At 42.7% G+C, this 19,117-nt stretch carries 17 protein-coding genes; 16 read left to right on the top strand and 1 reads right to left on the bottom strand.

All coding sequences use genetic code 11. The features are described from left to right. Positions 1-166 precede the first annotated feature (166 nt). The 6 genes from guaA (at position 167) to ACYUCY_RS09295 (ending at position 8,038) form a co-directional block, all read left to right on the top strand. Positions 167-1,744: a glutamine-hydrolyzing GMP synthase gene (gene guaA / locus ACYUCY_RS09320; protein WP_460226196.1), complete on the top strand. Its 1,578-nt coding sequence runs from the start codon at positions 167-169 to the stop codon at positions 1,742-1,744. A gap of 504 nt (positions 1,745-2,248) precedes the next feature. Next, positions 2,249-2,941: a class I SAM-dependent methyltransferase gene (locus tag ACYUCY_RS09315; protein WP_460226195.1), complete on the top strand. Its 693-nt coding sequence runs from the start codon at positions 2,249-2,251 to the stop codon at positions 2,939-2,941. Between the two features lie 413 nt (positions 2,942-3,354). Then, complete coding sequence (locus ACYUCY_RS09310) at positions 3,355-4,158, top strand: O-methyltransferase (RefSeq protein WP_460226194.1); 804 nt, start codon at positions 3,355-3,357, stop codon at positions 4,156-4,158. 359 nt (positions 4,159-4,517) lie between these two features. Next, on the top strand, positions 4,518-4,871 hold the full coding sequence (locus ACYUCY_RS09305; RefSeq protein ID WP_460226193.1) for an FHA domain-containing protein: 354 nt from the start codon (positions 4,518-4,520) through the stop codon (positions 4,869-4,871). 370 nt (positions 4,872-5,241) lie between these two features. Beyond that, positions 5,242-7,611: a serine/threonine-protein kinase gene (locus tag ACYUCY_RS09300; protein WP_460226192.1), complete on the top strand. Its 2,370-nt coding sequence runs from the start codon at positions 5,242-5,244 to the stop codon at positions 7,609-7,611. A gap of 70 nt (positions 7,612-7,681) precedes the next feature. Continuing rightward, positions 7,682-8,038: an FHA domain-containing protein gene (locus tag ACYUCY_RS09295; RefSeq protein ID WP_460226191.1), complete on the top strand. Its 357-nt coding sequence runs from the start codon at positions 7,682-7,684 to the stop codon at positions 8,036-8,038. Positions 8,039-8,124: 86 nt separating this feature from the next. Here ACYUCY_RS09295 and ACYUCY_RS09290 read toward each other — a convergent pair whose 3' ends face one another. Then, positions 8,125-8,667, bottom strand: a complete 543-nt coding sequence (locus ACYUCY_RS09290) for a DUF924 family protein (RefSeq protein WP_460226190.1) — start codon at positions 8,665-8,667, stop codon at positions 8,125-8,127. A 267-nt stretch (positions 8,668-8,934) separates the two neighbouring features. Here ACYUCY_RS09290 and ACYUCY_RS09285 point away from each other — a divergent pair, with 267 nt between their 5' ends. The 10 genes from ACYUCY_RS09285 (at position 8,935) to flhA (ending at position 19,117) form a co-directional block, all read left to right on the top strand. Then, on the top strand, positions 8,935-10,890 hold the full coding sequence (locus ACYUCY_RS09285; RefSeq protein ID WP_460226189.1) for a flagellar hook-length control protein FliK: 1,956 nt from the start codon (positions 8,935-8,937) through the stop codon (positions 10,888-10,890). 213 nt (positions 10,891-11,103) lie between these two features. Next, positions 11,104-11,661, top strand: a complete 558-nt coding sequence (locus ACYUCY_RS09280; protein WP_460226188.1) for a flagellar basal body-associated FliL family protein — start codon at positions 11,104-11,106, stop codon at positions 11,659-11,661. Between the two features lie 55 nt (positions 11,662-11,716). Then, entirely contained in the window at positions 11,717-12,718 is a 1,002-nt protein-coding gene (gene fliM / locus ACYUCY_RS09275) for a flagellar motor switch protein FliM (protein ID WP_460226187.1), read from the top strand. Continuing rightward, entirely contained in the window at positions 12,715-13,128 is a 414-nt protein-coding gene (fliN, locus tag ACYUCY_RS09270) for a flagellar motor switch protein FliN (protein WP_460226186.1), read from the top strand. Before fliM ends, fliN begins: the two co-directional genes overlap by 4 nt. 17 nt (positions 13,129-13,145) lie before the next feature. Then, positions 13,146-13,595, top strand: a complete 450-nt coding sequence (gene fliO, locus ACYUCY_RS09265) for a flagellar biosynthetic protein FliO (RefSeq protein WP_460226185.1) — start codon at positions 13,146-13,148, stop codon at positions 13,593-13,595. Between the two features lie 149 nt (positions 13,596-13,744). Then, the gene (gene fliP, locus ACYUCY_RS09260) at positions 13,745-14,452 is read left to right on the top strand and encodes a flagellar type III secretion system pore protein FliP (protein ID WP_460226235.1); all 708 of its coding nucleotides are present in this window, start codon (positions 13,745-13,747) and stop codon (positions 14,450-14,452) included. Continuing rightward, entirely contained in the window at positions 14,449-14,718 is a 270-nt protein-coding gene (fliQ, locus tag ACYUCY_RS09255) for a flagellar biosynthesis protein FliQ (RefSeq protein WP_460226184.1), read from the top strand. The genes fliP and fliQ overlap by 4 nt, the downstream gene beginning before the upstream one ends. 6 nt (positions 14,719-14,724) lie before the next feature. After that, positions 14,725-15,504, top strand: coding sequence for a flagellar biosynthetic protein FliR (fliR, locus tag ACYUCY_RS09250; RefSeq protein ID WP_460226183.1), 780 nt, complete (start codon positions 14,725-14,727; stop codon positions 15,502-15,504). Between the two features lie 32 nt (positions 15,505-15,536). Next, entirely contained in the window at positions 15,537-16,679 is a 1,143-nt protein-coding gene (flhB, locus tag ACYUCY_RS09245; protein WP_460226182.1) for a flagellar biosynthesis protein FlhB, read from the top strand. Positions 16,680-16,918: 239 nt separating this feature from the next. Next, positions 16,919-19,117: a flagellar biosynthesis protein FlhA gene (gene flhA / locus ACYUCY_RS09240; protein WP_460226234.1), complete on the top strand. Its 2,199-nt coding sequence runs from the start codon at positions 16,919-16,921 to the stop codon at positions 19,115-19,117.

Raw genomic sequence — 19,117 nt, 5'->3', positions numbered from 1 at the left:
ATTTTTGCTGAAGACAACGGGGCCAATCATGGCCCCGTTGTCGTTTAATCAGCAATGGTTTTATTCTTTTTAATGTATTTCAGTATTATTTTCTTTTTATTTTTTACCTACCCTTATAGATAAAAAGTTTAACAATTTGTAAAAGCAAACAAGGTAAGCAAGCGCAATGACCCAAGACATTCATGCACAAAAAATTCTGATTTTGGATTTTGGTTCTCAATATACGCAGCTAATCGCTCGTCGCGTACGAGAAATAGGTGTCTATTCTGAGATTCGTGCTTTTGATATGAGCGACGAAGAGATAAAAGCCTTTCAACCAAAAGGTATTATCTTGGCGGGCAGTCCAGAGTCGGCAAATCTCAGCGAGTCTCCTCGTGCACCTGCAATTGTTTTTGAGCTAGGGATTCCGGTACTTGGAATTTGTTACGGCATGCAAACCATGGCTGTGCAGTTAGGCGGAGCAGTACAAGGCTCAAATGTACGAGAGTTTGGCTATGCGCAAATTAGTGTCGAAAAAGAAAACGCCTTACTCAAAGACATAAAAGATCATGTCGATGACGACGGAAATAGTTTGCTCGACGTATGGATGAGCCATGGCGATAAAGTTAGTCAATTGCCGGAAGACTTCGAGTTGAACGCTGCGACTGAAACCTGCCCGATTGCGGCGATGAGCTGCGAAGCAAAACGCTTTTATGGAGTTCAGTTTCACCCGGAAGTCACCCATACCACGCAAGGTAAGCGCATCTACGAACATTTTCTTCTCGACATATGTGCTTGCGAGGCTAGGTGGACGGCAGCAAACATTGTCGAAGACGCAATCGCAACCGTCAGAGAAAAAGTTGGCAAAGACAAAGTCTTGTTGGGATTATCCGGCGGCGTGGATTCGTCAGTGGTTGCAGCTTTGTTACATAAAGCGATTGGCGATCAGCTCACCTGCGTGTTTGTTGATAACGGCTTGTTGCGCAAGGATGAAGGCGATCAAGTGATGGACATGTTTTCTAAAAATATGGGAGTGAAAGTCATTCGAGCGGATGCCGAAGATCTTTTTCTTTCAAAACTAAAAGATGTTTCCGACCCCGAGAAAAAGCGCAAGATTATTGGCAATACTTTTATAGAAATTTTTGATCAAGAAGCGACAAAATTAAAAGATGTTCGTTGGCTGGCCCAAGGAACTATCTATCCTGATGTCATTGAATCCGCCGCAGCAAAAACTGGCAAAGCCCATGTCATTAAGTCTCATCACAATGTCGGTGGTTTGCCTGATGATATGGCGATGGACTTGGTGGAGCCTTTACGGGAATTGTTTAAAGATGAAGTGCGTAAAATTGGCCTGGAATTAGGTTTACCTTATGACATGGTTTATCGCCATCCTTTTCCGGGTCCGGGCTTGGGTGTGCGAATATTAGGGGCAGTGAAAAAAGAGTACGCCGAAATTCTGCGTGAAGCTGACGCAATTTTCTTGGCGGAGCTGCATAAGGCCGATTGGTACCACAAGACCAGCCAGGCCTTTGCTGTATTCATTCCGCAAAAATCCGTTGGTGTCGTTGGTGATGCCCGCCGTTACGAGTGGGTTATTGCTCTGCGTGCGGTTGAAACAGTGGATTTTATGACCGCGCGCTGGGCCCATCTTCCCTATGAATTGCTCGAGAAAGTATCCAATCGGATTATCAACGAGATCGAAGGCGTATCGCGAGTCACCTATGATATCAGCAGCAAGCCTCCAGCGACGATTGAGTGGGAATAGTTTTGGCTATGTAACTTGTTGAATTACTTGATTTACTAGGTTATATAGTGGTGTTGCGTTCTTTTGAGTACTTCTGAATGTTGCAAAAATTTGAGACTCCTGAAAGTGTTAACCGCTTGAAGACTCGATTTGGTAAAGTTGAAATTGAGGTTTTTAACAAGGTTCGAATTTATTTGCAATGTGAGCTCTGAAAGGTTTGTGTGAATCTACCAAAAACCTATGCATTGAAAATTTACGGGTGGAGCGGCACTGTTCAACTTAGACCGCCGTGAGGAAAGTCGCTGAGAAGGCGGGTCCTGTGCGATGCTCGTGGTTGCCGTGCTAAGTACATATTGGTAACACTTCGGACCAAGTTTACAGTAAGGCAGCTGGTGTTTGAGGCTTCGTTGAATTAATTTCTCACGTTGTCCCAGTAATTCTGTAGACCCAGCGTTGCTAAGATTTTAGCTGTGTAGTTTTTAGTACGCACACAAAGACAGGGATAAAACATAGAGAGTTGTTGGTATGAAAAAGCATGATGAGTTAAAGGCCAGGTTCGAGAAGCTTGAGGGAACTCGTATAGCTCCTTTTGGACTTAAGAGATTCTTATGGCGAATATTTGGTAGGCTAGGAAACACATTTTTTAAAAAATACCCCCCTACTGCGGAAACGACAAGTGGTAGAGTGTTATTGAATCTGGGTGCGGGAGGTAATTTGGTGCCTGGCTTTGTAAATGCTGACTTTTATCGCCTTCATAAAATATTTAGTATGAATCGTTCAGATTGGATGCTCGATATAACCAAACCTTTTAAGTGTAAATCGAAATATTGGGATGGAGTGTTTATTGAGCATACGAACGAACATATTTCTTACAGTCAAAACCTTGTTATGTTGAGTGAGGTATTTAGGACATTAAAGCCTGGTGGAACACTAAGAATCGTAGTGCCGGATTTGGATAAGTATCTTGAATGGGGGTTGTTGAGGAAGAGTGAAGTTAAGATGAATCGATATGCGTCTCTACCTGAAGCAATTTCAAATTTAACGCAAAATCATCTTCATATGTCAGTTTGGAATTTCGACTTGTTACGTGAAGTTCTTTCGTCTATTGGTTTCGTTGATATTGTTAAATCTCAATTTGGTGGTTCCTGTATAGAGGAATTTACTGATAGACCAAACCATAAGTGGCAAAGTTTGTATCTTGAAGCCAAAAGGCCTTAGGTTAAATCATGCGCTCCAACTACTTAATCGCTCTAGAAAGTATGTCACGCAATTAATGAAAAAGTGCGCTGTATTGGAACTGAAGTTCGTTACAATTGACGGCCTTATCGTTCTGGCAGGGAAGAAAGGTGAGTCAGATTCAAGAATGGTCAAAGGTAATCAATCAAACTGTCCGACTGTAACAAATTAATAAGACGACTGCGAAGCCGTTAATGCGGTCAAATGTATTAGGTTTGTGGTAGCTATGGCTGCTTTTTGAACAGCAACAAAGTGTTGTTATAGTGATTTGTGATTAAAATAGTTTTTAGTTGGTTCAAATCAATCATTACGAGGCAGAAAGAAATGCCGAGTTTTTACTGTGTGATGTTTAGTCAATGTGCTGAGATAGAATTAACGCTTGGGGAGTTGGTGGCATGAAATCAAAGAATCATAAGTTTTCTGAAGTAAGAAAAAATCTGACGCAGTTAGATGAAAATGAAATAAATATTCAAATATTTTATAAAAACGAAAGTGTTATCAGTAGGTTAATAGGGTTATACAGCATAGACATTAACGGCTTTAATTTTCGTATTCCTTTGAGATTTTGTGATTATGAAGGGCGGTTCCCATCATTAGCAAGTGCTGTGCGTTTTCCATTTATACTTTTGGGGTATGTCATTAACAAGCTCACTAATACCTACATAATGAAATCTCCAAAGCCGTTCATTGTGGTGGATGCGGTAAAATTTATTGAGAAAAGAATATCAAAAGGAACAAAAGTTCTAGAGGTAGGTGCGGGGAATTCTACGCTTTGGTTTCTAGGGAAAGGTTGTGATGTTACTTCTGTTGAGCATGATGAAATTTGGGCCAAAGAGATCCTAAGTAGGGCAGACTCCTCCACGAGTGTGTTAGGCGGCGCTTTAGTAATAGAAAAAAGACAAGGAAACGAAGCGTTAACTTTCTTAAACAGTTTGAACCAGAAGTATGATGTTATTTTGGTAGATTGCATGAATGCATATACTTCAAGATATGAGGTTATGAAAATAGTTCGGCAGAAACTAAATCCTAATGGAATATTAGTTTTAGACAATTCAGATGGCCCTGTTAATTGGAAAGCTGTAGATTTGATGGGTGCTAGTAATGTAAGAGTTTTTACTGGGTATGCTTACAATTGCCCCTTCGTTTGCCAAACGCGTATTTGGGATGCAAATGGAATGACTTTTAGTGATTGTCATTAATTTCAGTCAATCGGTTAGCGGTCCCTAATGTAGTATCTAACTGCCGATGAGAAATGATTAGGATATCTGCCTGGAATAATTATAAGCTTGGTATGAATGGCGGCTCGGTTTCTGCCGCGAATTGAAAGGTTTTTATTTGATTTCGAATCGCTAAGTTGAAGCGGAAAAATTTCGAATGTTGATGAATTTTTTGTGATGGCTTTCTCGCTCAAATTGTAACACGCTTTTTGAGGGAACCTGATTTTTTTAAACTGAAATATGATCTTGTGATTTAGGTTTCGGTAGCGCTTATTATTTGGGTCACAATTCAGTTAAGCTAGCTCCATGGATTTTTAACAATTGGTTTAAATGGAAACCATATGCCCTATCTTCGACATTTCGCAAACGGTAGCCCGATTGGTGCAGTTGAGCTGGGCGAGGCCGTCACAATTGGTCGACATAATACTAATACCATTGTGTTGGATGACGGAACGGTAAGTGGTGAGCACGCAATGGTGAAGGCTCACGGTGATCTCTACGTGATGGTCGATTGTAATAGTACCAATGGTATTTTATTTAACGGTAAACGAGTTGATGAACATGTTTTTGCCGACGGTGATGTTATCGCGATCGGCACTCACGAATTTGAATTTGTTCACCAGCTCCCCCACGAGTTTGAGAAGACGCTAAAAATAAAAAAGAGTTGGATACCGGGGGTTTACTATACCGAGTAACTGAATTCGCCGGACAGTACTTTCCTATTCTTTCTTTTCAGAAAACTAAAAAGTCTTGGGAGCCTCTAAATAATTCGGAAGTTTTTGTGCTAGTAAGGACAATCAATTGCTCCTGCATTGCTTGCATACATACCATCCATGGCAATAAAACAACGCGCGGTGAACCACAGTGTACATGGAGTAAATGAGGATCTATGAAAACCACATTGGTTTTCATCCTCCGGGTTGTAAAGGCAATCAAAAGTGCTCCAAACACTTTTTTTCGAGCATTGCGCTTATATACAGGATGTATTGTATGCAGGTTTTGCAGGAGCAAAATCTGTGACGCAGTAAGTGCGAAAACGTACATTTGTTCAAAGGTCCCTTCGTGATGAAAACAAGCTTCGAGCGTATAAGTGATTATGTCAATCTAAAAACGCTAGTCGTATTGATTACTATAATTTTATTTTTCTTTCCAGCCCGTCCCAATGTTACCTCCTGGTTAAATGACCTCATCTTTCCTGTAGGCGCTTCTCTTACAAAACCGAGTTCTCTACGCACTGGTTTGGCGATTGTCGAAATCCCAGAAGACGAAATGGCAAAGCTTTATAGCGAACCTGGCAATGCTGACATTATTTATCGCCTGCTTAAACGCATGACCGATAGTGAAGGCGTCACTATCGGCATTATCTTGGATGAGGAATTCGATGATCAAGCGAAGCTGCTGACCTTACTTCAGTCAACGAAGCTGAGTGAAAATAAAAGTGTGAATATAAAGGAAACGGAAGAGGGTGGAGAAGAAGCGGATATTCCTGGGTATTTAGCAACTCGGGAAAATCTCATAGCCTTGTTCGAAAAGCCGCAAGTATTTGTGAGCCTTCCGTCAGCATTAAACCCGCCAGTTTTTATCAGAGAAAACGAGGCTCCTGAGCCAATTTTTGAGAAGTGGATTCCGCCATGGTTGCGTGTGTCGCCTCCCCAAGAGAACGCAGGGTTTACTAAAGATAGAGATATAGATCGACATCTCATTTTTCAGTCCGGCGAGAGCGAAAAGGCGTCTTTGGCCCTCGCCATCTTTAATCGCCATGTGAATAACGATCAGATAAACAAGTTAGGAAATAATCTACTTAATTTGGGCGATGTGAAGGTGAATGTATCAAGCGATGGTACGATTTTACCTAACGTCGTTTTAAGCACTACTGAAAGGCAAATAAAAAGATTTTCGCTGGCGGAAGCGAGAAATATTCGTCTTGGCGAAGACCTTGTTCTACTTGGGAAAACGGGATCGCCCTTGGTGGATTCGTTAGCGAAAACCTTATTAAGTTTGGAAAGCGAACAATATTTTTATACACCTAGCTGGTTTTCATTAGCGGAGCTATTCATTGCCTTTACGTTGCTACTGTTTTTATTGTTGATAATTCCACGCATGTCGTCGGGTGCAGGCGTGTTGGCAATTTTTTTATTGTTGTTCGCGATGATAGTCGCACAGCTTGGTTGGCAAATTACTCAAGGCCAGTGGTTGCCCTTTGGTCTGTTGATTCAATACCTCTTAGTGGGTTTTGGTTTGATGTTTTTATGGCGAAAGCAATCAGAAAATAATTTGTCTTTACAGGCTGCGGCGCATGGCGCCCGTTACCAGCTGGGCTTGCAATTATTTCGCGATGGAAGAAGCGATGATGCTTTGTTGGCGGTTAAAGAATGTTATCCAAGCGATGCGGTTTTAACCTTGATGTACGATATCGCTTCGCAGCAGGAGCGCAAGCGACAGTATGGTGAGGCAGTTAAAACCTATGGCGCAATTACAGCACGAAATAAAAATTATAAAGATGTCAGTGAAAAAATTGAAAAATTGATCGCGTTTAGTAGCGGAGGTGCTTCCAGTTTTGGCGCTGATGGTGATATTGCTAAAACGCTCTTAGTTTCGGAAACCTCTATTCATAAGCCAGTACTGGGGCGGTACGAAATCGAAAGAGAGCTCGGTCGCGGAGCTATGGGGATCGTGTATTTGGGGAGAGACCCGAAGATTTCTCGCCAGGTAGCGATTAAAACCTTAAGTTACTCCCAAATAGATCCGAAGGAGACGAGTGAGTTTAAAGAACGCTTTTTTCGCGAAGCAGAGGCGGCAGGGCGATTAAGTCATCCGAATATCGTGACTATTTACGATGTGGGTGAGGAGCACGATCTGGCTTTTATCGCTATGGATTATGTGAAAGGTGTGGCCTTGAGCGATCACGTTTCAGTTGATAGTTTATTGCCGGTTAAGGTTGTTTGCCAAATAGTGAGTGAGGTCGCTGACGCCTTAGATTATGCACATCGTCAAAAAATTATTCATCGAGATATTAAGCCAGGTAATATTCTATACAGGGCCGATACTGATGAAATTAAAGTGACGGATTTTGGTGTAGCGCGAATAGTTGACAGTGCTCGTACCAATACCGGTGATATTCTGGGTAGTCCATTGTATATGTCACCCGAGCAACTCAAAGGTGAAAAAGTAGGGGAACAAAGTGATATTTATAGTCTGGGAGTGACATTTTTTCAGCTCTTAACCGGAGATTTACCCTTCAACGGGGAGAATATAGCGAACTTGACCTACAACATCATTCATCAGAAGCATAAGAGCGTAAGAGATATTCGCCCGGTATTGCCGGTAGGATTAACAAGAATTGTTAATAGGGCGCTGCATAAAGAGCCTGGTAAGCGTTATACTTCGGGTTCCGATTTTTCGAAAGCAATAAAAAAATTATTAGTTGATTTATAAATCCCGCGAATTAAAATCGACTGTTTAATGTTCGGCAGGTGGCTTTGATTATAGTGGTAGAGGCGAGAGTATGGCATTTCTAGTTCAGTTAGTTGATGACGTAGTGGTGAATCGTTTTGAGATTAATAACGATAAGCTGACCATCGGCCGTCATCCCTCAAATGATATTCATATCGATGAAGACGCTATCAGTGGGTATCATGCTGTGGCTTCTGGTAGTACCAACCCACATTTTAAAGATTATAAAGAATACTTTATCGAAGATTTAAACAGCACCAACGGTACGTTCGTGAATGATGAAAAAGTAATTGGTAAAGTACGTCTTCATCACAATGATTTACTAAGAATGGCTTGGAATAAATTTAAATTTATTGATGAGTTAGAAGGCGAATTAGAAAAAACCGTTCATATGATTAAAGATGTCTGATTACTTGAAGCCAGGAAAAATTAACAACAACTTCTTATAACGAGCGAAAAGTTAACACCTGAAAAAAGTTCACGCCTGTAAAAATTTTAAAAGCTAGAGCCCGGAGATTGTAAAAACTCCAATTCCTCCTCCGTTGATTTTCTTCCCAATATTTCATTTCGATGAGGATAACGTCCGAATCGATCGATGATTTCTTTGTGTTTGCGTTCATGCTCAATATTGTTTTCGCCTTTATTGTTGCTAAATAATTCCATCGCTTGTCGGTGAACCACAAGAGATTCGCTGTGCATGTAGGGCATGTAGATAAATGTACGTTGCGCCGGGGGAAGCTCTTGATCTGCACCGATGGCAACGGCTTCTTGCGCGAGAGCCAAAGCTAAGGGGTCGCAAGCCCAAGCTTGAGCATTATCGCGAAAAATATTTCTCGAGAATTGATCAAGAATAATAATTTCGGCTAGACGTCCTTGGGCTGTCAGACGCCAGCTATATAATTCACACTGTGCTGCGCTACGATGGATATCACCAAAGCGCAATCGAATTTCTTCATCGAGTGCAGAGTCCTTTACCCACCAAGATTTTGGTGTCAATTCTTGAAACCAGAAGTCAATAATTTGTTGATCTTGCTGCATTCGATTTACTCCAGCTCTGAAAACCAATAACTTGACGCCACTTCGTGATCAAGGATCTTACCGGCTTGGGTTTATTTATCAATATGAACCTTGTTGTAATCAACTTGAGATTCTAAAACGGTGTTGGCATCGCATTTGCAATTTCCTCCCCGTAAGTGCAATTGAAGATGAATAATATAACCATGATGCCCAAGCGCTAAGTCGTTTTTAATACCTGGGTAGAAGCACACAAATTTGTAAACAGAAACAGGTGTAGAGAGGCCGCTAATGAGTGTCAATGTCAATCAAAGTGAAAAATTACTGTCACTCGAAACCTCCGTGCTGAAGCCGAAACAACAGCATTCGGATAGTGCAGCTGCGGATAATCACGAGAGGCAGGATTTTCGTTCGGCCTTTGAAGAACAGCGTAAAGAGCGTGACCTAGAGATAAAACGTACGGTGAAGAAAAGCATCGAAAACAGGCGTGAATCAGCAGAAATTCAACAAGATAGGGTCGAGGCAAGAAACGCGCAAAGCAGCCGTCTCGAAGAGAAAAGAAGCGCGCTGAGAATCGAGGATGAAAAAAGAAACGAAGCGTCAGAACAGTTTCAAAAAGAAAATTCGCCGGCACAACGGGAAGAAGTCACAGCAAGTCGTTCGCAACGCGAAGGTCAAAGCGAGAAGGAAAATGAGCGAGTCAATACTCCTTCTAATCAGCAAATCGATAAGCGTGTTGATAAGGCTCGGCGAGAAGAAAAAGTAGAAACTCCACAATCCGAGACGGTGTTGAGATCAGAACCGCTTGAGAGAACACAAACGGCAGAAGCGGCAGCAATTGATGACGAAAGCGGCAAACTATTACCGCCTAACAAGTCACCCGAAATAGCGGAGAAAATACAGGCGGGCTTGTCGAGCGAATCATACTCAGAATACGTGGCGCTAGAAAATACACTTGAAAACGCCACGACGGGGCGCACTTTAAAAGGTAAGGCCTTGGCAGGGAACGTCTTAGAAGAGAACGTCTTACAAGGGAATGTCTTAGAACAAGAGCAAGTCACTTCTGATCAGGCCATCGCCCGTGCTAACGATTCGAAAGACCCTCTTGGTGATCGGCCGTTAACGCAAAATCTTACGCCAAGTTCTGTTCAGAGCGCTGTCACCTCAAATCCAGAAGTACTTGGTAATGCAAATCCACAGACAAGCGTCGCTATTGAAGAAAACATAACTTCAGCTGATCAGCGGGAAATTGGCTTGCAAAAAGCAACGGCGGAATCGGGGCCCTTGGATGTTTCTTCGCTTGATGAGCATGGAGAGTCAAGCGGAAATGAAAAAACTACTATGCAATCACAGCAAGTTAACCTACCCGTTGATCAAGACCAAGCTGCCGATGTTGCGGATAACTTGAAAGAGTTAAAGGCCGATGAACAATTGAATCCGATGAAGAATTATAAAATTAACGATCAAAATATTTACGCGCACTCACGCATTAGTGGAGATAAAAACCCCGCTAATGAAAGCAAAGCTAGTATCTTGAATGAAAAAACTGACCCCGGCCATTTTGTTAATCTAAAAAGTACGCAAACTACTACCGGCCCGCAACAAGATGCCAGTCTCGCAAATTTGCGCCAGTCCTATAACCCAGATATCGGGCGTGTTTTAGATGCGCAAATAAATAATCTCGATAAAACGAATCAGCCCGTGGTCGCTGAGAAAGCTGAGGTGACGGAGGCGACGACAATTGCGAAAAGCCCAATCGCAAATTCACGCTGGACTCACTCTATTGAGCAGACCCAACTCTTTACTAAAGCAAATAATTTGCAAACCGCGATTCCGACAAAATTTAATAGCGAACAATGGGCAAATGCCGTTGCAGACAAGGTGCTATGGCTATCCGGGCAGCGTATCCAATCCGCCGAAATTAGATTAGATCCACCAGAATTGGGTCCTATGCAAGTGAGGGTTTCGGTACACCAAGATCAGGCGAGCATTCAGTTTGTCAGTCATCATCAATCCGTTCGTGAAGCGCTAGATCAAAATGTCTTTAGACTTCGAGAAATGTTTGGTGATGAAGGCATTGATCTGGTCGATGTCAATGTATCCGATAGAAACTCTCAACAATCTATGAGTGACGAGGGGAATTCAGACTTTCGCGGTGACGGCCAGGATACCTCAGAAACAGACAATGAATTGACGCAAGACGCAGAGGTGCTGGAATTAGTAAACCTGGTTGATCAGTATGTTTAAAAATAACGGCAAGCGATGATTCATTTGATCCACAAACGTAAAAATTTAGAATAACCACATTAACCAGTCCTTAAGTCGGTGTTCTGTCGGCTTGTCTAGTCTCGCCTTGATATCTCCAGCTCCCGAAACGTGAACGCTTTATTCTCCAATGGCATAGCTCTTGCTCAACACTGTTAACGGCGTTTTATTTTCACAATTCGACGGAATTTTGACATGGCGAGCAAAGACAAAGAGAAAGAAAAAGGCGAAGAGTCAGAAAATGATCAGGAGGCACCCGCTAAAGGTGGTTCAAAGAAGAAATTAATCATAATTTCAATAATTGCTGTGGTTTTTCTCAGTAGTGCCATTGGGGGGACGATTTTTGCCCTCAAATCTTTTAGTGGCGCTGAAGACGAAATGGCCGACTCGGCACTTGTTGATCCAGAAGAAGAAGAAAAAGATAAACCAAAATCCCCAGCGATTTATTTTCCAATCAAGCCCGCAATAGTCGTAAGTTTTCAAGCACGTGGCAAACAACGTTTTCTACAAGCGGAAATCACTTTGTTAATTCGAGATGAATCCGTTGTCGACGCAATCGAGTCCCATATGCCCATGGTGAGAAACGCTTTGGTAATGCTTTTAGGTGGGCAAGTTTATGAAGAACTACAAACCGCTGAAGGCAAAGAGATGGTAAGGCAATTGGCGGCGGATGAGCTTGGACGGATTATGGAAGCGGAAACCGGCACCTCGGGCATTGAACAAGTGTTGTTTACACATTTTGTGATGGAATAGTGGTGTGCGTGCGAAGCCTTTTATCATCATATTTTCATAAAGATTAAAAAAATTTATGCAAGATCTACTTTCACAAGACGAAATCGATGCCTTACTACATGGCGTTGATGACGGAGACATTGAAACAGAAACGGATATCGAGTCTGGTGCTGCTGCTGCATACGATCTTACGAGTCAAGACCGTGTTGTCCGTGGTCGTATGCCAACGTTGGAATCAATTAATGAAAGATTCGCTAGAAACACGCGCATCAGCTTATTCAACATGCTACGACGAACCGTGGATGTTTCCGTCGGCGGTATACAAATCCAAAAATTTGGTGAATACATTCATACGCTTTATTTGCCTACCAGTTTAAACATGGTGAAGTTTCGTCCTTTGCGGGGAACTTCACTGATTATCTTTGATGCAAAGCTCGTTTTTAAATTGGTTGACAATTATTTTGGTGGTGACGGCAGACACGCGAAAATTGACGGCAGGGAATTCACGCCAACAGAATTACGCATGGTTCAGATGGTATTAAACGATGTGTTTAAAAACCTGGGTGAAGCGTGGAATGCAGCGATGCCGATTGAATTTGAATATGTAAATTCAGAAGCAAATCCGGCAATGGCAAATATCTTAAGTCCTAGTGAAGTCGTGGTTGTTAGCACATTTCCGATTGAGCTTGACGGCGGCGGTGGTGAACTCCATATCGCCATGCCGTATTCGAGTATCGAGCCCATTCGTGAAATGTTAGATGCCGGCTTAAAAGTTGATTCTGGCGAAGTCGACGAGCGTTGGGTAAACGGTTTACGCGAGGACATTATGGATGCTCGTGTCAATTTAGAATGTGATATTGCTCAGCGTAAAATTACTTTACGTGATGTTGTGGCTCTAGAGGTCGGCGACATCATTCCAATCGATATACCGAAACAACATACCGTCACCGCGAATAGAATCCCGATGTTTCATAGCCGTTTGGGCCAGTGTCGGGGAAATTTTGCGTTGAAAGTTGATGAGATTATTAAACCAAAACGTGTAGCAAATACAGCGAGTAAAAACGGGAGTAAGCCATGAGCGAAGATCAAAGCCCAGAACAAGGTGGCGAAGAGGGCGCTTCAGATGATTGGAATGCAGCAATGGATGAGCAGGCACAATCAGAGGGTGAGTCTCCGCCCTTGGATGATTTTTCCGGTGATGCGGACTCATTAAGTATCGCAAGTGACAATCCTGATCTTGATGTCATTCTTGATATTCCTGTTTCAATGTCGATGGAAGTTGGCAGTACCTCGATAACGATTCGTAATTTACTTCAATTAAACCAAGGTTCGGTGATTGAACTAGACCGCCTTGCCGGTGAGCCGCTCGATGTATTGGTTAATGGAACGTTAATCGCACACGGCGAAGTCGTTGTAGTGAATGAAAAATTCGGTATACGTATGACTGATGTCATTAGTCCTGCGGAAAGAATTAAAAAATTGCGCTAGTGGAAATGATTGAGCGAATGAAAAAAATACTCAGGAAGAACGCCGTAAAACAATATTTTAAGATCACTTTTGGCGGTACCTCGCTACTTGCTAGTTCGATTTGTTTTGCTGATGGCGCAACAGGTACATCACCGATTAATGGCGCATATGTGATACAGGTTTTGCTTGGTCTCGCTTTAGTACTTATCTCAATTTTTGCAATAGCCTGGTTGGTGAAAAAGTTCGGTCATGGCATCACGTCATCAAATCAAAATATGAAAATTGTCAGTCAACTTCCCGTGGGTACACGGGAAAAAGTGATTGTCGTAGAAGTTGGCGAAAAGCAAATAATGCTCGGCGTTACCGCACAACAGATTAATACCTTACAGGTATTTGACGAGCCAGCGATAGATACTAGGACTAAGCGAGAAGTATCAGAGTTCAGTCAGAAAATTCTGGAAATTATGCGTAAGGGTAGCGTTAAGTGATCCGAGTTATCGCAAAAGGTTTTCTTGTCGCGCTGTTGCTGGCTTTATCGGCTGGTGTTTTGTCTCAGCAAAACCCCGAAAGTGCCGAAGCTAGTGATCTTCAACAAGACGCATCTACTTCGGTTGGAGCCCCGCCGCCTGCATCACAAGTGTTTGATTGGGTACCGGATTCGGGTATTCCCGGGCTGCCAGCATTTAGTGTGACGACAAATGAAGATGGGTCTGAAGATTACACGGTAACGATTCAGATTCTGGCGATAATGACAGCGCTAACGTTTATTCCCGCGCTGTTAATGATGGCGACGTCGTTTACTCGAATCATTATTGTTTTCTCAATTTTGCGCCAAGCAATTGGTTTACAGCAATCGCCGTCAAATCAAATATTAATTGGTTTAGCTTTATTTCTTACCTTGTTTATCATGGCTCCCGTATTTACGACAGTGAATGAAACGGCTTTGCAGCCATACTTGCAAGAACAAATTACCGGTAAAGAGGCGCTCGCGCGCACCGCGACTCCGTTTCATTCATTTATGATGTCGCAAACTAGAGAAACGGATTTAGAACTTTTTGTCCATATTTCACAGTCCGAGGCGATAGATACGCCGGAGAACGTGCCTTTTAGTATTTTGATCCCGGCATTTGTCACTAGTGAATTAAAAACAGCATTTCAAATTGGCTTCATTCTTTTTATTCCATTTTTAGTAATCGATATTGTTGTCGCGAGTGTTCTTATGGCGATGGGGATGATGATGTTGTCTCCGCTCATTATTTCTTTGCCGTTTAAAATAATGCTGTTTGTATTAGTAGATGGTTGGGCAATGATAATTGGTACTTTAGCGGCGAGTTTTGGCTTATGACACCCGAAATTGTAATGGACTTATTCGCAGACGCATTTTATTTAACGGTCGTTATGGTGGCAATGATTGTAGGGCCAAGTTTGATGGTCGGTTTAGTGGTCAGCATGTTTCAAGCGGCTACCCAGATTAATGAGCAAACGCTCAGTTTTTTGCCAAGGCTGTTGGTGACTTTGGCGACTATTATGATGTTGGGACCATGGTTGATTACGGAATTAATGGATTTATTCAATCGATTATTTACCAGCGTTCCGATCATTATCGGTTAGCACTGTATGTGGTTTTTTACGGACGAACAAATACTCGAATTTGTGGGTGGATATTTCTTTCCACTTTGTCGAATCAGTGCATTCTTTTTAGCCGTACCCATTATCGGAACAAAATTGGTTCCTGCCAGAGTGAGATTTATTTTGGCGGCAGCGACGACAATACTTGTTGTTCCTCTATTACCACCGCTTCCTAGTATTCCTAGTTTTTCTGTCGAAACTCTTTTGGTTGTTGTTCAGCAAGTGCTAATTGGTCTAGCGATGGGCTTTGTTCTACAGGTCGTTTTTCATCTTTTCGTTGTTGCGGGCCAACTGATGGCGAATAAAATGGGTCTAGGTTTTGCATCAATGAATGATCCAAGTAACGGCATAACTGTCACTGTCGTCTCACAATTCTATCTAATGTTAGTGACTTTGCTTTTTTTAAGTTTAAATGGTCACTTGGTGATGATCGATATATTGGTCAATAGTTTTCAGACTTTACCGATAAGTCAATCAGGAATACCTATTGAGAATTATTGGCGAATTGCTGAGTTAGGTAGTTGGATGTTTTCCAATGCGATTATTATTTCGATGCCAGTGCTGACATCGCTGTTAGTTGTTAACTTGGCTTTTGGTGTAATGAGTCGATCTGCACCTCAAATCAATGTGTTCACCGTTGGTTTTCCAATTACGCTTATTTTTGGTTTGGTTCTTATCTGGTTAAGTCTGACAAGCTTTTTTCCGAGTTATGAAGCCTTGGTCGACGAAGGTTTCTTATTTTTAAATGATACGATTACGATCCGGTAATTTTTTAAATTTAATTTGAGCGTTATACCGTTATGGCAGAAGGCGGCGACAGTAGCCAAGAAAAAACCGAACAGCCGACCCCCAAACGCTTAGAAAAAGCGCGGGATGAGGGGCAGACAGCTCGTTCTCGAGATTTAACAACAACGGCAATTTTATTAGGCGGTAGTTTTGGCTTGATGATCTTCGGCCCCTTGGTTGCGACGAGTATGTTAGACATTATGGCCTACTCATTCGTGATCGAACGCGAATCTATTTTTGACAGCAGTATGATGATCGCGAAGCTCGCAAAAGCATTTGGCACGGTTTTTTGGAGTATCTTGCCGCTAATGGGAATTCTATTAGTCGCTTCGGTATTGGGCCCTATCAGTTTGGGCGGTTGGCTATTAAGTGGTAAGGCTATGGGGCCAAAGCTCAACCGAATGAATCCCATCGAAGGCCTAAAGCGTATGTTTTCGATTAAGTCGTTGGTGGAATTAGCAAAGGCAATTGCAAAGGTCGCTTTGTTACTATCCGTAGCAATTACTTTTTTATTGATACGACAATCGCATATATTATCGTTATCGAATCAAGCGTTAGAACCGTCAATAATTAATTCTCTTTGGGTCGGTTTGTGGGCAGCAATCATTTTATCTGCAGCAACTATCGTGATCGCTTTGATCGACGTACCTTTTCAATTATGGGATCACTCCAAAAAATTGAAAATGAGCCGTCAGGATATTAAGGACGAGCACAAAGATTCTGAAGGCAAACCGGAAGTTAAAGGTAGAATTCGGCAGCTCCAACGGGAAATGGCAAATCGTCGCATGATGTCCTCAGTACCGGATGCTGATGTCATCATCACCAATCCGACACATTATTCTGTCGCATTAAAATATAATCCGGAGATGATGGAAACACCCGTCATGTTGGCAAAAGGTATCGATCAAACTGCGTTAAAAATAAGAGAGATCGCCAAGGCCCATAACATCGAAATTATCGAGTCACCACAATTGGCGAGATCGATTTATTACACCACCGATATTGATAAAGAAATACCAGGCGGTCTTTATGTCGCAGTGGCGCAAGTTCTGGCCTATGTGTTTCAGTTAAGAGATTACCGTAAAAGCCGCGGTCGTCGGCCGGTTTATCCTCGTTCCCTTTTCGTCCCTCCTGACTTACGTCACGACGATAAATAACTTCTCGCCATCGTCAAAAAATCTACCGTTGTTGCAGATCGTGCTAGCGCTTCAAACATGTCCAAATAAATATTCGCCGCTTTCATCAAAACGGTACAGAACTTGCGATCTACTCATTAGCCCGGCGTTTAGCGTCAAGATACCGACTTAAGTTAAGCGGTAAACGACGGGATTAAGTGACAAAGAAGCCAATTGGTACGGTAACAACTAATAATTTGACGGCTCGGGTAAAGCGTTTTATGGCAAGTTCTTCAGCAGGGCAATTTGGATCGACTAACGGCGGTAATTTTTTCCGCAATTTGCGTATTGCTAGCAAGGGAAACCTGGGTATACCTCTAATGGTCATCATGCTGATGGGAATGATGATCTTACCCATGCCAGCCTTTCTGCTAGATGGCTTCTTTTCTTTTAACATTGCCTTGTCGATCGTCGTTCTGTTGGTTGGCATCTACACCTTGCGCCCATTAGATTTCGCGGTATTCCCAACCATTCTCTTGGTTGCGACATTGTTTCGTCTCGCATTGAACGTCGCTTCTACTCGTGTGGTATTGCTCGAAGGCCACAACGGAGGTGATGCGGCGGGTAAAGTTATTCAATCTTTTGGCGAAGTTGTGATTGGCGGTAACTACGCCGTTGGTTTAGTAGTCTTCATTATTTTGATGATTATTAATTTTGCGGTGGTTACGAAAGGCGCGGGTAGAATTTCGGAAGTGAGTGCGCGTTTTACCTTGGATGCGATGCCGGGCAAACAAATGGCCATTGACGCCGATTTAAATGCAGGGCTAATAGAGCAAGATGAGGCACGAGAGCGGCGTGCAGACGTTGCGAATGAAGCAGATTTTTACGGCGCAATGGATGGTGCGAGTAAATTCGTGCGAGGCGATGCGATAGCGGGGATTTTAATCTTAGTTATTAATATTATCGGTGGTCTTACTGTTGGAATGGTGCAGCATGAGTTAGATTTTTCCGACGCTTTGGAAAAATACATTTTGCTAACCATTGGTGATGGTTTGGTTGCGCAAATTCCTTCGCTGTTGCTATCAACTTCCGCAGCGATATTAGTGACGCGTGTCAACAGCGCTGAAGAATTACGTAATCAAGTAATGACGCAAATGTTTGACTCTCCTAAAGCATTGTCAATTGCGTCGGGAATATTATTTATTATGGGCATCATACCAGGCATGCCCCATGTTGCCTTTTTAGGGCTCGCGTTTTTAACCGGCGGTTTGGCTTATTTTATTGCGCGGAAGCATGCCTTACCGGAAATTGTCGATGAAGAACCAGAACAACATTTTTCACGTCGGCAATCACCGAGCGGATCATCCTCAAGTGCAGGACCTACCTTACGCGCGGAAAAAATCGAAACACCTGCCGAGGACTTGAAAGATATCACTTGGGACGATGTTACCCCAGTAGACATGATTGGACTTGAAGTAGGCTATCGCTTAATTCCTTTAGTCGATAAAAATCAGGGCGGTGAGTTATTGGGGCGAATTAAAGGTGTTCGGAAAAAATTATCACAGCAAGTGGGGTTCTTGGTTCCTTCTGTGCATATTCGGGACAACCTTGATCTCACACCTACGGTCTATCGATTAACGTTGATGGGTGTGACCTTGGGTGAAGCAGATATACATCCTGATAGAGATTTGGCGATAAATCCTGGCCAAGTATTTGGCAAGCTAGAAGGCATTAAAACTACTGATCCCGCTTTTGGTTTAGAGGCGGTATGGATTGAATCCAGTCAAAAAGATAACGCGCAAACACTTGGTTATACGGTCGTAGATGCGAGTACTGTTGTGGCAACGCATCTCAATCAAATATTGCAGAAACACGCCTACGAATTATTGGGCCATGAAGATGTCCAGCACCTCCTAGATTTGCTCGCGAAATCCTCACCAAAATTAGTTGAAGAGTTGGTTCCAAATACTCTCAGCTTAAATGTGCTGTTGAAAGTTTTACAAAATTTATTAAAAGAGCAGGTTTCCATTCGTGATATGCGCACCATCTGTGAAGCGCTTGCGGCTCATAGTACTAAGAACCAAGACATCGGCGCACTAACAGCCGCAGCACGTATAGCGCTGTCGAGACAGATCGTTCAAAACATTGTTGGGTCTGAAGACGAACTTTCGGTTATCACCTTAAAGCCTGAGCTGGAACAGATATTGCTCCAGTCAATTCAGCAAGCACAAAATAATGGCGCTGAAGACAGTGCGTTCATTGAACCATCACTCGCCCAGCGTTTGCGAGACTCGGTAACGAAAGCGGCGGAAAAACAACAAGCCGCGGGAAAACCCGTCGTATTGCTAGTGGCGGCGCCATTGCGAGTGATGTTGGCTAAATTTGTTCGCCTTAGTGTGCCAGACGGTTTTGTCCTTGCTTACAGCGAAGTGCCAGATAACAAGCGTCTAAATATTGACGCCAACATTGGTGATCAGTGA

This window comes from Aurantivibrio infirmus (assembly GCF_054767315.1).
Note: the sequence above shows the minus strand (reverse complement) of the source record. Positions and strands in the feature narration are given on the sequence as shown.

Excerpts from the sequence above, each read along its gene's own strand:
- guaA (WP_460226196.1), top strand. The coding sequence starts at position 167 with ATGACCCAAGACATTCATGCACAAAAAATTCTGATTTTGGATTTTGGT.
- ACYUCY_RS09315 (WP_460226195.1), top strand. The coding sequence starts at position 2,249 with ATGAAAAAGCATGATGAGTTAAAGGCCAGGTTCGAGAAGCTTGAGGGA.
- ACYUCY_RS09310 (WP_460226194.1), top strand. The coding sequence starts at position 3,355 with ATGAAATCAAAGAATCATAAGTTTTCTGAAGTAAGAAAAAATCTGACG.
- ACYUCY_RS09305 (WP_460226193.1), top strand. The coding sequence starts at position 4,518 with ATGCCCTATCTTCGACATTTCGCAAACGGTAGCCCGATTGGTGCAGTT.
- ACYUCY_RS09300 (WP_460226192.1), top strand. The coding sequence starts at position 5,242 with ATGAAAACAAGCTTCGAGCGTATAAGTGATTATGTCAATCTAAAAACG.
- ACYUCY_RS09295 (WP_460226191.1), top strand. The coding sequence starts at position 7,682 with ATGGCATTTCTAGTTCAGTTAGTTGATGACGTAGTGGTGAATCGTTTT.
- ACYUCY_RS09290 (WP_460226190.1), bottom strand. The coding sequence starts at position 8,667 with ATGCAGCAAGATCAACAAATTATTGACTTCTGGTTTCAAGAATTGACA.
- ACYUCY_RS09285 (WP_460226189.1), top strand. The coding sequence starts at position 8,935 with ATGAGTGTCAATGTCAATCAAAGTGAAAAATTACTGTCACTCGAAACC.
- ACYUCY_RS09280 (WP_460226188.1), top strand. The coding sequence starts at position 11,104 with ATGGCGAGCAAAGACAAAGAGAAAGAAAAAGGCGAAGAGTCAGAAAAT.
- fliM (WP_460226187.1), top strand. The coding sequence starts at position 11,717 with ATGCAAGATCTACTTTCACAAGACGAAATCGATGCCTTACTACATGGC.
- fliN (WP_460226186.1), top strand. The coding sequence starts at position 12,715 with ATGAGCGAAGATCAAAGCCCAGAACAAGGTGGCGAAGAGGGCGCTTCA.
- fliO (WP_460226185.1), top strand. The coding sequence starts at position 13,146 with ATGAAAAAAATACTCAGGAAGAACGCCGTAAAACAATATTTTAAGATC.
- fliQ (WP_460226184.1), top strand. The coding sequence starts at position 14,449 with ATGACACCCGAAATTGTAATGGACTTATTCGCAGACGCATTTTATTTA.
- fliR (WP_460226183.1), top strand. The coding sequence starts at position 14,725 with ATGTGGTTTTTTACGGACGAACAAATACTCGAATTTGTGGGTGGATAT.
- flhB (WP_460226182.1), top strand. The coding sequence starts at position 15,537 with ATGGCAGAAGGCGGCGACAGTAGCCAAGAAAAAACCGAACAGCCGACC.
- flhA (WP_460226234.1), top strand. The coding sequence starts at position 16,919 with ATGGCAAGTTCTTCAGCAGGGCAATTTGGATCGACTAACGGCGGTAAT.